Source organism: Planctomyces sp. SH-PL62 (assembly GCF_001610895.1).
In the GTDB taxonomy this organism is placed as follows: Bacteria; Planctomycetota; Planctomycetia; order Isosphaerales; family Isosphaeraceae; genus Paludisphaera.
On the sequence record NZ_CP011273.1, the window covers coordinates 1,706,387 to 1,720,288 of the forward strand.

At 68.9% G+C, this 13,902-nt stretch carries 11 protein-coding genes; 4 read left to right on the forward strand and 7 right to left on the reverse strand.

Translation table 11 applies throughout. From position 1 onward, the window contains the following. Positions 1 to 157 precede the first annotated feature (157 nt). The 3 genes from VT85_RS06620 to VT85_RS06630 all read left to right on the forward strand — a co-directional run bounded on the left by VT85_RS06620 (position 158) and on the right by VT85_RS06630 (position 3,403). Positions 158 to 1,054 carry a polysaccharide pyruvyl transferase family protein gene (locus tag VT85_RS06620; RefSeq protein WP_068412323.1) on the forward strand — a complete coding sequence of 299 codons (897 nt, stop codon included), beginning with the start codon at positions 158 to 160 and terminating at the stop codon, positions 1,052 to 1,054. 48 nt (positions 1,055 to 1,102) lie between these two features. Beyond that, the gene (locus tag VT85_RS06625; RefSeq protein WP_068412326.1) at positions 1,103 to 1,828 is read left to right on the forward strand and encodes a glycosyltransferase family 25 protein; all 726 of its coding nucleotides are present in this window, start codon (positions 1,103 to 1,105) and stop codon (positions 1,826 to 1,828) included. 207 nt (positions 1,829 to 2,035) lie between these two features. Then, positions 2,036 to 3,403, forward strand: a complete 1,368-nt coding sequence (locus tag VT85_RS06630; RefSeq protein WP_068412331.1) for a sigma-54-dependent transcriptional regulator — start codon at positions 2,036 to 2,038, stop codon at positions 3,401 to 3,403. Here VT85_RS06630 and VT85_RS06635 read toward each other — a convergent pair. The 6 genes from VT85_RS06635 to VT85_RS06660 form a co-directional block, all read right to left on the reverse strand. Next, positions 3,400 to 4,065, reverse strand: coding sequence for a hypothetical protein (locus VT85_RS06635; protein ID WP_068412335.1), 666 nt, complete (start codon positions 4,063 to 4,065; stop codon positions 3,400 to 3,402). The two genes, VT85_RS06630 and VT85_RS06635, sit on opposite strands and share 4 nt — an antisense overlap. After that, positions 4,062 to 6,041, reverse strand: coding sequence for an acetate--CoA ligase (acs, locus tag VT85_RS06640; RefSeq protein WP_068412336.1), 1,980 nt, complete (start codon positions 6,039 to 6,041; stop codon positions 4,062 to 4,064). Before acs ends, VT85_RS06635 begins: the two co-directional genes overlap by 4 nt. Positions 6,042 to 6,122: 81 nt before the next feature. Continuing rightward, on the reverse strand, positions 6,123 to 6,842 hold the full coding sequence (locus tag VT85_RS06645; protein ID WP_068412340.1) for a hypothetical protein: 720 nt from the start codon (positions 6,840 to 6,842) through the stop codon (positions 6,123 to 6,125). A 25-nt stretch (positions 6,843 to 6,867) separates the two neighbouring features. Beyond that, the gene (rseP, locus tag VT85_RS06650) at positions 6,868 to 8,898 is read right to left on the reverse strand and encodes an RIP metalloprotease RseP (protein ID WP_231871509.1); all 2,031 of its coding nucleotides are present in this window, start codon (positions 8,896 to 8,898) and stop codon (positions 6,868 to 6,870) included. Then, positions 8,895 to 10,064: a 1-deoxy-D-xylulose-5-phosphate reductoisomerase gene (gene dxr / locus VT85_RS06655; RefSeq protein ID WP_068412354.1), complete on the reverse strand. Its 1,170-nt coding sequence runs from the start codon at positions 10,062 to 10,064 to the stop codon at positions 8,895 to 8,897. The genes rseP and dxr overlap by 4 nt, the downstream gene beginning before the upstream one ends. A gap of 194 nt (positions 10,065 to 10,258) precedes the next feature. Then, the gene (locus VT85_RS06660; protein WP_068412356.1) at positions 10,259 to 11,233 is read right to left on the reverse strand and encodes a sigma-70 family RNA polymerase sigma factor; all 975 of its coding nucleotides are present in this window, start codon (positions 11,231 to 11,233) and stop codon (positions 10,259 to 10,261) included. Positions 11,234 to 11,935: 702 nt separating this feature from the next. On the opposite strand from VT85_RS06660, the gene VT85_RS06670 reads away from it, so the two are divergent. Then, entirely contained in the window at positions 11,936 to 12,682 is a 747-nt protein-coding gene (locus tag VT85_RS06670; RefSeq protein WP_068412361.1) for an RNA polymerase sigma factor, read from the forward strand. A gap of 22 nt (positions 12,683 to 12,704) precedes the next feature. On the opposite strand, the gene VT85_RS06675 is transcribed toward VT85_RS06670, so the two are convergent. Next, positions 12,705 to 13,823 (reverse strand): SGNH/GDSL hydrolase family protein, encoded by a 1,119-nt coding sequence (locus VT85_RS06675; protein ID WP_068412362.1) that lies wholly within the window; start codon positions 13,821 to 13,823, stop codon positions 12,705 to 12,707. Positions 13,824 to 13,902 lie beyond the last annotated feature (79 nt).

Genomic DNA, 13,902 nt, shown 5'->3' on the forward strand with positions numbered 1-13,902 from the left:
AGGGCCCAAGGCCCCGAATCGGGCGGTGCCCCGTCGTTCGCTCCGAGCCCAGACTCAAGGCGGGGAAACCGCCGAATCACCTTAGATCCGCTTCATGGCCGTACACGCCGAATCCACGCCATCCGTGGGTGTACGAACTCCTCGGGAGACCGCCTCGATGTCCAGCTTCTCGCCGTTCGATTTTTCGCTCCCCGAGGAAGTGGAACGGGATCTCCAGGGCTCGGAGTTCATCTACTGCACGAATCCCGGCAACGCGGGCGACTGCGTCATCGCCTGCGCGTCCCACCGGTATTTCGATCGCAAGGGATGGAAGTACAAGGTCGTCCCGCCCAACGTCGAGCCGAGCGAGACCAACGGACGGGTCCTGGTCTACGCGGGGGGCGGCAATCTGATTGACATGTACTCGCAGGCCAGGAGCTTCCTCGCCAAGCATCTCGCCGGCGCCAAGCAGTTCATCCTGTTGCCCCACACGGTGCGGGGCAATGAAGAACTCCTCGCCTCGCTGGACGACCGATGCACCATCATCGCGCGTGAAGAGACCTCCTATCGCCACCTGCTCCAGCACGTCACCAGGGCGAAGGTGTTCCTGGGGCACGACATGGCGTTTTCGCTGGACGTCAAGGGCCTCCGGGAGGATGGCGCGCGGCGGTTCTGGCCCTTGTTCTCGACCAAGGATCTGGTCTGGCGAAACACCAAGCGCATGATCCGCCAGGTCAACCGGCTGGCCCAGGCGAAGGGGAACCGAAAGCTCCTGTCGTCGTTCCGGATGGACATCGAACGCACCGACGTCGCGATCCCCCCCGCCAACATCGACGTCTCCCGGGCCTTCGCCTCCGACGACCTGATGCCGTTGAACTGCTTCGAGACGAGCTATCGTATGATCAAGTTCCTCGACGGCTTCCAGCAGATCGACACGAATCGGCTGCACGTGGCCATCTGCGGGGCGTTGCTGGGGAAGGACGTGATCTTGCACGCCAACTCGTACAGCAAGAATGAGGATATCTACCGCCACTCCATGGCCGGGCGATTCCCCTCGGTGGTCTGGAAGGGGTGAGACGGTCGCGAGGCGGGATGTCCACCCAGGTTCGAGGAGAGCCCTAGTATGAGCCGGTTGCTTGATCTCTTCGATCAGGTGTACGTCGTCAACCTCCCGTCGCGGGCCGATCGTCGGAAGGAGATGGCGGCGCAGCTGGAACGGGTCGGTTCCAGCCTCGTCGGTCGCAATGTGAGCCTCTTCCCGGCGATCCGCCCCGAATCAGCGGACGGCTTCCCGTCGATCGGCGCCAGGGGCTGCTTCCTCAGCCATCTGAACATTCTTCGCGACGCGGACGCCCGGGGCCTGAATCGGATCCTGATCCTGGAAGACGATCTCGACTTCGCGCCGGACTTTCTCCAACGCGAGGGCGAGGTGGCGAGGCTCCTGGAAGACGCCGGCTGGGGCCTGTTCTACGGCGGGTACGTGCTGATCGAGCCGATCGGCTCCGCCGCCTCGGGCCCCGTCCACGCGCTGGCTTCGACGCAGGGGGTGAGGACGACGCATTTCGTGGGCTTCCAGGGGGAAGCGATCGCCGAGGTGATCACGCACCTGGAGGCCATCCTCACCCGCACACCGGGCGATCCCGAAGGGGGCCCCATGCACGTCGATGGGGCTTATTCGAGATTCCGAGCAGGCCATCCCGACTGCCGGACCTTGTTGGCTACGCCCGAGTTGGGGGATCAGCGCGCCTCGCGGACCGACATTCACGAGTTACAATGGTATGATCGGACTCCGCTGATCCGCAACCTGGTGGCGATCCTGAGGCGGGGGCGGAACAGGGAGGCGTCTTGACGGCGCACGGAGCGGGGCCCAGGCCATGCGGCGGCGACCCCCGGGCCCGGCTCTCGCCATGATGCTGCTTGTCGCGGGGACCGCCGCTCGCGGCAACGGATGAGAAGGGCCGCGTCGACCGATTGGAACGGTCGCGCCCGAGCAGGATCGAACCATACCCGGCGTTTCCCCGTCTCCCCGACGCCCTGGAACCAACGAGCGAGTTTGATGGACCAGCAGATCCGCGTCCTGGTGGTCGACGACGACGAGCCCCACGCCGAGGCCGTGGCCGAGAGCCTGGCGCGCGTCGGCTACGAATGCGTCGTCGCGACCAGCGGTCGCGAAGGCCTCCGCCAGATCGAAGAGCAGAGCTTCGACATCATCATCTCCGACCTCATCATGGATGGGGTCGGCGGGCTGGAGATCCTCGCCAAGGCGAAGCGAGAGCTTCCCGACGCCGAGGTCGTCATCCTGACCGGGCACGGCACGATCAAGACGGCCGTGACCGCGATGCAGGCCGGCGCGACGACCTACCTGACGAAGCCCCTCGACATCGGCGAACTCCGCACCGTCGTCGACAAGGCGTCGCAGTCGCAGCGGCTGGCCCGCTCGAACATTGAGCTTCAGAAGCAGCTCAACGAGAAGTTCGGCTTCGAGGGGGTCGTGGGGAACTCGGCGGCGATGCACACCGTGGTCGCCCGTCTCCGGCAGATCGCCCCGACCTCGGCGTCGGTGCTCATCACCGGCGAGAGCGGCACCGGCAAGGAGCTGGTCGCCAAGGCGCTCCACAACAACAGCCCCCGGCGCTACAAGCCGTTCGTGGCTCTGAACTGCGCCGCGCTCAGCGACAACATCCTGGAGAGCGAGCTGTTCGGACATGTGAAAGGGGCCTTCACCGGGGCCGACCGCGAGCGCAAGGGATGGTTCGAGCACGCCAACGGCGGGACCATGTTCCTCGACGAGGTCGGCGACATCCCGCTGGGCACCCAGGTCAAGCTCCTGCGGACCCTTGAGAACGGCGAGATCGTCCGCGTCGGCACCAATGAGCCGGTGAAGGTGAACGTCCGCCTGATCTCGGCGACGAATCGGGACCTGGCCGAGGGGATCGCCTCGGGGTCGTTCCGCCAGGATCTGTACCACCGGCTGAAGGTCGTCAGCGTCAAACTCCCCCCGCTTCGAGAGCGCCGGGAGGACGTCGACCTGCTGATCGACCACTTCCTCAAGGAATACACCGCCTCGCACGGCAAGAAGATCACGTCGATCACCCCGGCCGCCCGGAAGCTCCTGCGGCATTACTCCTGGCCGGGCAACGTGCGCGAACTGAAGAACGTCGTCGAGAGCATGGTCGTGATCGACTTCGACGGCGTCGTGGACGTCGACGACCTGACCGAGGATCTCCAGTCGGGCCTGACGGGAGACGCCGCCGACGTGCACGAGGGGGTCGACGCCTTCGTCGGAAAGTCGCTCGAAGACATCGAGAAGCATTACATCACCGAGACCCTCAAGCTCACCGCCGGCAACCGCGAGGAGGCCGCCAAGCTCCTGGGGATCGGCGAGCGGACGTTGTACCGGAAGCTCAAGGAATACTCGTCCTAGCGCGGGGGCGAAGGGGCGAGGGCTCCCCCCGCCTCCAGGATCTCCGCCTCGCGCGCCAGGTTCGCCAGGGCCTTCGGGTCGCGCACCTGGTAGAAGTCGGTCAGGAAGACCCGGCCTCGGGCCAGCATCGGCCGCAGGAACAGGTCGAGGCGGCCCTGGCGGTAGCCGTCCTCGCCGTGGATCGGGACGTACTCGCGCCTCACCCCCTCGGCGTAGCGGACGTACTCGGCCCAGGAGGCCGCGAGGATGGAGAGGTCGACGTCCAGGAAGAGGTCGATCGCGTCGTCGCCGGTCGGCTCGTGGCGGCGCGTCGCCAGGATCATCGCCTCGGCGCGTGCGAGGATCGGCCCGGCGACGACGCCGTCGAGGAGTTGATGGAGGTCCGCCACGCTCCGGACCTCGTTATCGTCCCGCGAAGGGTCGTAGATCGCGTCGTGGAAGAACGCGGCGAGCCCGGCGGCCCCGCCGTCGCGCGACAGGGCCGGCTGGGCGTCCACCTGGTCGATCATGTACACGATGTGGTCGACGCCGTGGTAATGGCGTTCGGCCGCGGTGTACTGCTCGACGAGGTAGTGGTCGACGACCGCCGTCCCGACCTCGGTCAGCCCGAGCCGACGCGCCAGGAGGCTCCAGGCGCGTCGGAATCGTTCGGCCGGGGTCATTCCTCGTCCTGCTGCTCTTGCTTGCGGAGCTGGGCGAGGACGCCGATGTCCTCCAGGGTGGAGGTGTCGCCGGTGCTCTCGACGCCGGCGGCGATGTCGCGGAGCAGCCGCCGCATGATCTTGCCGCTGCGGGTCTTGGGGAGCGAGTCGGTGAAGTGGATGTCGTCGGGCCGGGCGAGGGCGCCGATCTCCTTGGCGACGTGGGCGCGAAGCTCCTGCTTGAGCTTGTCGCTGGGGGCCTGGCTCGAATCCAGCGTGACGAAGCAGGCGATCCCCTGGCCCTTGATCTCGTCGGGCTTGCCGACCACGGCGGCCTCGGCGACGGCCGGATGGCTCACCAGCGCGCTCTCAATCTCCATGGTGGAGAGCCGGTGGCCGGCGACGTTCAGGACGTCGTCCACCCGGCCCAGGATCCAGTAGTTGCCGTGCTCGTCGCGGCGGGCGCCGTCGCCGGTGAAGTACTTGCCCGGCACGTCGCTCCAGTACTGGCTCTTGTAGCGCTCGTCGTCGCCGAAGATGGTCCTGAGCATCGCCGGCCAGGGCTTGGAGATGACCAGGAAGCCCCCTTCGTTGTCGCCGACCGGCTTGCCGTCCTTGGTGACGATCTCGGGGACGATGCCGGGGAGGGGCCGGGTCGCCGAGCCGGGGATGGTGGGGGTGGCGCCGGGGAGGGGGGCGATCATGATCGCGCCGGTCTCGGTCTGCCACCAGGTGTCGACGATCGGGCAACGGCCGCCGCCGATGACCTCGTGATACCACATCCAGGCTTCGGGGTTGATCGGCTCGCCGACCGATCCCAGGAGCCGCAGGCTCGACAGGTCGTGCTTCCTGGGGTGCTGTTCGCCCCACTTCATGAACGCCCGGATGGCGGTGGGGGCGGTGTAGAGGATCGTGACCCGGTAGTCCTCGATGATCTTCCAGAACCGGGCCTCGTCGGGCCAGTTGGGGGCCCCTTCGTACATGACGCAGGTCGCGCCCTGGGAGAGCGGGCCGTAGGCCAGGTAGGAATGGCCGGTGACCCAGCCGACGTCGGCCGTGCACCAGTAGGTGTCGTCGGGCTTGAGGTCGAAGACCCACTTGGTGGAGAGGCCGGCCTGGAGGAGATAGCCGCCGGTGGTGTGGAGGATGCCCTTGGGCTTCCCGGTGGACCCGGAGGTGTAGAGGATGAACAGCGGGTGCTCGCTGTCCAGCGGCTCGGCGGGGCACTCGGGCGAGACGTTGGCCTCAAGCTCGTGCCACCAGTGGTCGCGGCCGGGGGTCCAGTCGATCTCGTGTCCGGTCCGCTTGTAGACGATGACGCCGGTGAGCGTCGGGCATTCCTTCGCCGCGCCGTCGGCGTTCACCTTGAGCGGGACGATCTTCCCGCGCCGCCAGCCGCCGTCGGCCGTGACCAGGAGCTTGGCCTTGCAATCCTGGATCCGCCCCGCGAGCGCCTCGGAGCTGAAGCCGCCGAAGACCACGGTGTGGGGCGCCCCGATCCGGGCGCAGGCCAGGGCCGCGATCACCAGCTCGGGGATCATCGGCAGGTAGAGGGCGACGACGTCCCCCTTCTTGACGCCCTGGGCCTTCAGGACGTTGGCGAACTTGCTGACCTCGCGGAGCAGGTCCTGATAGCGGAGCACGCGGCGGTCGCCGGGCTCGCCCTCGAAGATCAGGGCCGCCTTGTTCTTGTCCGGCCCGTTGCAGTGGCGGTCGACGCAGTTGTACGAGGCGTTGAGCTTGCCGCCCACGAACCACTTGGCGAACGGCGGGTTCCAGTCGAGCACCTGGTCCCAGGTCTGGAACCAGTCGAGCGAGGAAGCCTGCTCGGCCCAGAAGGCCTCGGGGTCTTCCTTGGCCCGGTCCCAGACCGCCTGGTATTCGTCCAGGCTCTTGAACTCGGCTGCCGCGGCGAAGTCGGCGGGGGGGGGGAAGACCCGCGTTTCCTGAAGGACGCTCTTGATCGATCCACCGCCGCTGGGATTCTCGAGGGCCATACTCGCACGCTCCAGGATCGCTATCGACCTCGGGGAAAGGGGGGAGGGAACCCCGGATGATAAACCCCATCAGAGGTCGAGTCAATCGCCCGAACCCGGTCCCACGACGGCCTCGGTCGTCGCCGCCAGGAGCCTCGTCATCTCCAGCCGCTGGAGCCGGCGCGCGAGGCGTTCGAGGCCGGAGTCGCGCCGGGCGTTGGTGCAGAGGTCGATCATCGCGTACGGGTCCCAGCCGCCTGACCCGACCAGCCGCTTCGTCAGGCCGGAGTCGCCGTGGGCTTCGAGGAGGGGCCGGGCGGCCTGGGCGAGTTCGGGAAACAGGGGATGACGGCCGACGCGGCGGAACCAGTAGGAGGCGTTGCCCGCGTCGGGCTCGCGGCGGTGGGCGATCCCGTGCCAGTACGCGGAGAATCGCCGCTCGCCCAGGTCGTCGGCCTCCTGCGCCGCCTCGTGGCTGGCGTCCCAGGCGTCCAGCGCTTGCAGCAGCCCGGCCGAGAGCGCCAGCCGCTGCGGGCGCGGCGCGAGCGGGAGGAGTCCGGCGAGCGCGGCCTCCGACGCCGAGGCGAGCAGGCCGGGCCGCTCCGGCGCCCCCTGGACGAGCATAAGGCCCGGGGACTCCTCGTCGCCGAGGCCCGCGAAGGCCAGCGCGGCGACGAGATCGAGTGGGCTCACCGCGAACATCTCGGCCGGCGGTTCGCCCGCCTCCAGCCGCCGGAGCGCCTCGTCGACCGGCAGGCCGGAGGCCGACAGGACGGGGGCGCCCCCGGTGCCGATCGCGATGCGGGGTTGGAACGGGCTCACGTCGCTCCTCCGTCCCTCGGACCGATCAAAGGAAGAATTCCTTGAGCAGCCGGAAGACGTCCTGATAGGTGGCGAAGACCATGAGGCAGAGGACCATCAACAGCCCGACGTAGGTCCCGGCGATCAGGGCGGAGTCGGGCAGGGGACGGCCCCGGACCTTCTCGGCCACGAGGAAGACCATCTGGCCGCCGTCGAGCGGGGGGATGGGCAGGAAGTTGAGCACCGCGAGGTTGATGCTGATGAAGCCCAGGAAGCCCACGAACTCGCTGAAGCCCGCCTTGGCCTGCGCGTAGGCGACGCGGCTGATGAGGATCGGCCCGCCGAGGTTCGTCACGCTCACGCGTCCGGTGAACAGGCTGCGGAGGGTCGCGTACATGACGGCGACGTTCTCGACGGTCTCATTGAGCCCTTCCCGCATGGCGTCGGCGAATCCCAGCGCCGGCAGGGTCTTGAAGGCGTCGACGAAGGCCAGGCCGCGGTCGGGGACGTACCGATCGGGAACGACCTCGGGCTGGATCGAGACGGGCTCGCTCCGGCCGTGGACCGTCAGGGAGACGGCCTGCCTGGGGAGGGACTGGATCAGGCCGAACACGAACGGCCAGGTGGTCGATCCGTCGTCGAACCGCATCGTCTGCTCGCGCGGGACGAGCCAGTTCTCGTCGCTCGGCGACGCCCCCTCCCGAGGACGCCCGCGGGTCGCGGGGATGGCGACGGCTTCGAGCACGTCGCCCGCCTTGAGGCCCGCCTTGTCCGCCGGCGAGCCGGGCGCGACGGCCTGGACGACCGGCCGGAACGGGAAGCAGATCCCCAGGCCGGGGACCTGGAAGTCCTCGCCCGGCGAGAGCTTCATGGGGTTGAAGGTGGGGGCCGTGTCGTCGGGCGTCGCGGTGAGGGTGACGGTCTCGGGAGCCTTCTCGCCATCGGCGGTCCGCTGCACCTCGAACGTCGTCGGCGACCCCGCGCGGTCGAAGCATTCGAGCGACAGCCGGATGGGGTCGAGGTCCTCGCTGCCGTCGACCTTCACGATCCGGTCGCCGACGCGGAACCCGGCGGCCTCGGCCGGCGAGCCCTTCTGGATGGCGCGGATCGGCTCGACGGCGAATCGGAGTCCGAGGTCGACCAGGTGGTTCGGCGGCAGGGTCGTCTTCAGGTCCGAGGGGGCGCCCTCGATCGGCTTGCCGTCGATCATCCGGGGCTGGAGGACGACGTCCAGGGGCCTGTCGCGATACTTCGTCGAGAGCTGCTGGAACTCCTCGTTGGTCGCCAGCGGCGTCGGAGTCTCTCCGGCCGGGGCCGCGGCGGTGATCGCCAGGACCTCGGCGCGGACGGGGGCGGCGGGCCAGGGGAGGGTCGCGGGGTCGGCGGTGCCGGCGGGCGCCTGATAGTCGACCACGTCGAGCGCAGCGCCGGGACGGACGCCGATGGTGGGGCGGTCGCTGGTCGCGTCGCGTCGCGGCTGGATCGGCATGTCCAGGGGGGCGTCCACGCCGGGCCGCTGGACGTGGAAGTTCACCACCTGGCCCTGGGTGCTGAGGTTCACGGCCTTCATCAGGTCCTGGAAGCCGACGTCGCGGCGGTCGTCGATGCCGATGATCTCGTCGCCCGGCCGGAGGCCCGCCTCGAAGGCCGGCGAACCGGCGAGGACCGCGCCGACCCTGGCGGAGAGCTTCTCGCGCTCCTGGCCGAAGACGTAGGCGAAGCAGAACAGGGCGAGGATCAGGTTCATGATCACGCCGGCCGAGATGATCGCCATCCGGGCGCCGACGGACTTGTTGTTGAACGCGCGAGGGTCGCTGGCGGCGGCGGCGTCGGGCGGGCCTTCGCCGGCCTCGCCCCCCTCGCCCAGCATCTTGACGAACCCCCCCAGGGGGATCGCGGCCAGGACGTACTCGGTCTCGCCCCGCGTGAATCCGAAGATCGTCTTGCCGAAGCCGATGGAGAACTTCTCGACCTTGACCCCGTTCCACTTCGCCAGGAGGAAATGGCCGAGTTCATGGATGAAGATGACGAACCCGAGCCCGAGCGCGACCTTCGCGATGTTCCAGAGCCAGATCACGGTGTCCAACGTTGCACCTCCAGGCGGGCCTTCGCGTCGACCTTCCACAACTGGTCGAGCGTCGGGCGGGGATCGTATTCGTGATGGTCGAGCGCGGCGCGACAGGCGCGGGGGATGTCCAGGAAGCCGATCTCGCCGCCGAGGAACCGGCCGACGGCCGACTCGTTCGCGGCGTTCAGCGCCGCCCCGGCGGTCCCGCCGCGCCTCATGACCTCGTCGGCCAGGTCGAGCGCCGGGAAGGTCTCGCGGTCGGGGGGCTCGAAATGCCAGGCCGAGGGCCGGGTGAGGTCGAGCCTCGGGCCGGGGCAGGGATGGCGGTCGGGGAAGGTGAGCGCGTACTGGATCGGCAGCCGCATGTCCGGGGGCGAAAGCTGGGCGATCACGCTGCCGTCGACGAACTCGACCATCGAGTGGATGGTGCTCTCGGGGTGGATCACGACCTCGATCTGGTCGGGCTCCAGGTCGAACAGCCAGCGGGCCTCGATGACTTCCAGGGCCTTGTTCATCAGCGTGGCCGAGTCGATCGAGATCTTGGGGCCCATGCTCCAGGTGGGATGCTTCAGGGCCATCTCGGGCGTCACGTCCCCCAGCTCCCGGCGCGTCTTGCCGCGGAAGGGGCCCCCCGAGGAGGTGAGGATCACGCGCTTGACCTCGCGGCGGTCTCCGGCGTGCAGGGCCTGGAAGATGGCCGAGTGTTCGCTGTCGACGGGGAGGAGCCGGGCGTTCCGGCGGCGGGCCAGGTCCATGACCAGCGGCCCGGCGACCACGAGGGTCTCCTTGTTCGCCAGGGCGACGGTCTTGCCCGCCTCGAGCGCCGCCCACGCCCCCTCCAGACCGGCGGCCCCGACGATCGCGTCGAGCACGCGGTCGGTCGACTCGTCCTGGACCATCCGGATGACGCCGTCGCGGCCCGAGAGGACCTCCACGTCCGTACCTCGGAGCGCCCGGCGGACCTCGGCGACGGGTTCGTCGTCGGTCATGACCACGAACCGGGGCGACGACGACCGGGCCTGATCGGCCAGCCGCCGCCAATTGGAATGCGCGCTGAGGCCGTGCGCCCGCAGCCTCGCGGGCCCTTCGCATCCGATGACGTCCAGGGCGCTGCGGCCGATCGAGCCCGTCGAGCCCAGGACCACGACGCGCGTGGTGCTATCCCCTCGCTCCATCCCCACTCCCATGTCTCGCGCCGTCGCGGGCGTCCGCACAAGACGCCGACGGCGCGACTCAAGTCGCGCCGCGCCCGATCCTTGGGCGAAACCGCACGCTCGGCCCGCCAAGCCCTCTAGCACTATAGAAACTCCCCCGAGCGGCGGCAAGGCTGCCGCTCGGGGGAGGACTCCGGGGGCGGGCCCGCGGACCGTCAACCGACCTCGCAGCAGGCCAGCTCGCGGCGGGCCATCTCGCGGAGCTTGCCGAGCGCGGCGTCCTGGATCTGCCGGATTCGCTCCTTGGACACGTCCAGGCACTGGCTGACCTGGCTCAGCGAGTGGCATTCGTGGCCGTCGAGGCCGTATCGGAGCTCCAGGACCAGCCGCTCGCGCGGCTTAAGCTGGCCGATCAGCACCGCCAGCCGCTGGTCGCGGTCGCGGTCGTCCACCTCGTCGGGGGGCGGGCTGCTGAGGGTTTCCAGCAGGCTCCCCCGGTCCTCGTCGCCCAGCGGGGCGTCGAGCGAGACGGCGGGACGGGTCGCCGCGTGGATGTGCCTCAGGGTCGTTTCGGCCGCCTGCGACCGGCTCCGCCCCGGCTTGCGGGCGACCCCTTCCGCCTCGTGGGAACTCTCGGCGAGCTTTTGCAGGTGCCTGGGGTTCAGCCGGACGGGATAGACCCCGGCGGCGACGGCCCGCTGCAGGGCCTGGCGGATCCACCAGACGGCGTAAGAGGCCAGCCGAGTCGTGTTGGCCACTTCGTAGCGGTCGATGGCCGTCAGGAGCCCGCAGAATCCCTCTTGAAGAAGGTCGGACGAGGAGAGGCCGCGATCCCGGTAGCGGCGCCCCACATGCGCGACCAGTCGCAGGTTGGCCATCGCCAGCCGGGTGCGCAGGCCGCTGTAGCGCTTCGCCAGTTCGATGAGGACGGCTTCCTCGTCGCTCGACGCGGGGCCGGCGGCCAGCAGGGACCGGACGAATTCCTGGACGTCGAAGACGCGATCGGCTTCCGGCGCGTCCAGGCCCGGAAAGCCTCGTTCCGAAGCCCCGGCCGCCAGCAGGCGCCGCTGCTCGTCGAGTTCCATCAGGAGCCCTCGCTCCTCTTCCGGCGTCAGGACGCGGACGTCGGAGCGACCGAGGAGGGCCATGCCGGTGAGTTCGTCGTTGCGGTATCGTTCGGCGGAGAGCATGTCCAACATTCCTTTCCCGACCCGATCGGCGGGTCGCGTCGAGCCGTCGGGGCGCGGCGGTCCCTCGTCCCGTCGAGCGTCCGCGACCGGCCGGTAGGGCAGGCCGCGGGCGTGGGGGGACGGTCGCGTGCCAGGACGCGGGGGCCGGACGACGCCGGGACGCTTCCGAATCGTTAGGAAGACGCGATATCGATGAGCAGAGCCGAGGCGGGCCGGCGGCTCATCTGCGATGGATCACCCGCGACCGCCGAAAAGTCGCGGATGCGGCGTCGATCGCGATCGGCGCGGGGATCGGCCGTCGCTTCGGGAAGAGAAGAATCAGGAAGGCCGAGGACACGTCGAGATGCAGGGAATTTCCCGCGAACAGGCGGCCGAATGACCGGCCCGCCTCCCGGAACGCGTCGATCCCCTCGCGGACGACCCGGCTGAGGAACTTATGAGGGCGGGACGAAGCGTTGCCGCTGAGACCCTGGACCCGGCTTCGGCGATCAGTGGTCCAACTGGGGTTTTTCATGGCTCGACCTCCGTCCGTATGATAGAGAGGGAAGGGGAGTCGATCGACCGCCCTTCCAGAGCAAATACGGTCGACGTCGCCGATCGTCACAGAAGGTCGCCCGTTTTTCTCGACGACGCGCCGCCGCGAAGTCCGACGATCCTCCCGAGTCGGCTCCGTGGTCACGATTTACGTCAAGGAGTCGGACCTTGGACACCGGCGATTCGAACGCCAAGCTCTCCGAGCTGCAGACCCAGACGACCCTCCTTTACGAGGCGCAGCACGGGACCCCGGAAGGCGCCGACCTGGCGAAGCAACTGCTGATGCTCCGCTATTCGGGGGCCGTCCACCGCTATCTGCTGAAGGCCCTGGGCGATTCCGAGGCCGCAAAGGATCTGAACCAGGAATTCTCCCTGAAGTTCCTGGAAGGGCGGTTCCGCCAGTTCGACCGCACCCGCGGCCGATTCCGCGACTACCTGAAGCGCTCGCTGCACAACCTGATGGTCGACTTCTACCGCAAGCAGAACGTCGTCTCTCAGCTCGATACGGCGTCCGGTGAGGCGATCGTCGCGACCGACGACCTGGTCGACTTCGACGAGCAGTTCCTCCAGAGCTGGCGCAAAGACCTGATGGAGCGGGCGTCGAATGCGCTCCGGGAGCACGAGGCCAGCACCGGGCAGCCCTTCTGGGAGGTCATGAGGCTCCGGCTCCTCCACCCCCAGATGCGTTCGCCGGAGCTGGCCGAGCAGCTCGCCCAGCGCCTGGGACGGCCGATGTCCGCGGGCAACCTCCGGCAGATCCTCCACCGCGCCCGCGACAAGTTCACCGAGTTCCTCGTCGAGGAAGTGAAGGTGTCGCTGAAGACCCCCAGCCGCGATGAGGTCGAGGAGGAACTCGCCGACCTCAAGCTGCTGGAGTTCTGCAAGCCGTCGCTCGATCGCGTGAAGTTCGACTGAGCGACGACCAAGGGGCCGGCGGTCAGCGAGTCTCGGCCGTCGCCGCGATCGCCTGCTCGATCGCGGGCGCGAACAGGTCGGCCATGCGCAGGAAGCCCAGGTCGGTCGGGTGCGAGCCGTCGACCGTCCCTTCGCCGTCGTCGCCGAGCTGCGGGGCTCCCTCCAGATACGAAAGCCCCTTCACCCCGTCGTCGAGCAGCCGCTGGTAGGCCGCCTTGAGCGCGGCGCGGCTCGTCTCGTTGCGGCGGCGGTGCGCCGGGACGAACGGGGAGTCGGTGTAGGAACGGTCCTCGGCCAGCAGGATCGGGACGTCCGGGCGGGCCTTGCGGATCGTCCTGACCAGCGGCTCGGTCCGCTCGGCGACCATCTCGGCGGTCATGTTCGGCAGGCAGTCGATCACGTAGGCGGCGGCGTCGATCTCGACGAGCAGGTCCGAGATGGACTGGTCCATCGTGCCGTTGCCGCTGAAGCCGAGGTTGACGACCGGGCGATCGAGCCGACGGCCGACGATCGCCGTATGGACCATGCCGGGCCGCGAGGCGCAGCCGCCGTGGGTGATCGAGGTGCCGTAGAAGACGATCGGCCGGACGCTCTCGGGCTTGCGGGGATCGGCCGGGCGGATCTCGACGCCAGTCGGGACGCCGACCTCGACGGACGAGACGCCGTTGTAAAGCGGCAGGTAGAGCAGGTACTCGCGCGTCCCCGGCTCCAGCCCCTTCACCAGGACCTTGGCGTTCGTCACCTCCGACGGCTGGCCGACGGCGACCCAACGCCAGGCGCCGGCGGCGTCTCGGGCGTAGAGGTCGACCCCGCTGACGCCGGTGGCGGGCATGTGGGCCATCGCCAGTCGATCCTTGACGACGGTCCATCGCGCGTGGATCTCGGTCGCGTCGGTGACGAACCGGACGGCGATCCCCGCCGAATCGCGCGAGAGGTTCCAGACCGGGGGTCGGACCACCCCCTCGGCCTTCGCCGGAAGGCGGTCGAACGGTGCCTTCAGGTCGGCCTCGTTCCAGGCCCTCCCCTCCAGGGTCAGTTCGCGGACGTCGCGCCAGGCGACTTTCTCCTGGGCGACGGCGGTCGCCGCGAGGAGGGTGGAAAGGCTCAGGAACCAGAGCGGCTTCAGGTGACGATTGAGCATCGGTTCGACTCGTCTCCGGGCAACGGGAATGGGTCTTCAGCGACGGGGCGGCCGGGCCGCCGACGACCGCGATCGTAAC

Bases quoted from the DNA above. Each gene is read 5' to 3' on its own strand.
- VT85_RS06620 (WP_068412323.1), top strand. From the start codon at position 158: ATGTCCAGCTTCTCGCCGTTCGATTTTTCGCTCCCCGAGGAAGTGGAA.
- VT85_RS06625 (WP_068412326.1), top strand. From the start codon at position 1,103: ATGAGCCGGTTGCTTGATCTCTTCGATCAGGTGTACGTCGTCAACCTC.
- VT85_RS06630 (WP_068412331.1), top strand. From the start codon at position 2,036: ATGGACCAGCAGATCCGCGTCCTGGTGGTCGACGACGACGAGCCCCAC.
- VT85_RS06635 (WP_068412335.1), bottom strand. From the start codon at position 4,065: ATGACCCCGGCCGAACGATTCCGACGCGCCTGGAGCCTCCTGGCGCGT.
- acs (WP_068412336.1), bottom strand. From the start codon at position 6,041: ATGGCCCTCGAGAATCCCAGCGGCGGTGGATCGATCAAGAGCGTCCTT.
- dxr (WP_068412354.1), bottom strand. From the start codon at position 10,064: ATGGAGCGAGGGGATAGCACCACGCGCGTCGTGGTCCTGGGCTCGACG.
- VT85_RS06660 (WP_068412356.1), bottom strand. From the start codon at position 11,233: ATGCTCTCCGCCGAACGATACCGCAACGACGAACTCACCGGCATGGCC.
- VT85_RS06675 (WP_068412362.1), bottom strand. From the start codon at position 13,823: ATGCTCAATCGTCACCTGAAGCCGCTCTGGTTCCTGAGCCTTTCCACC.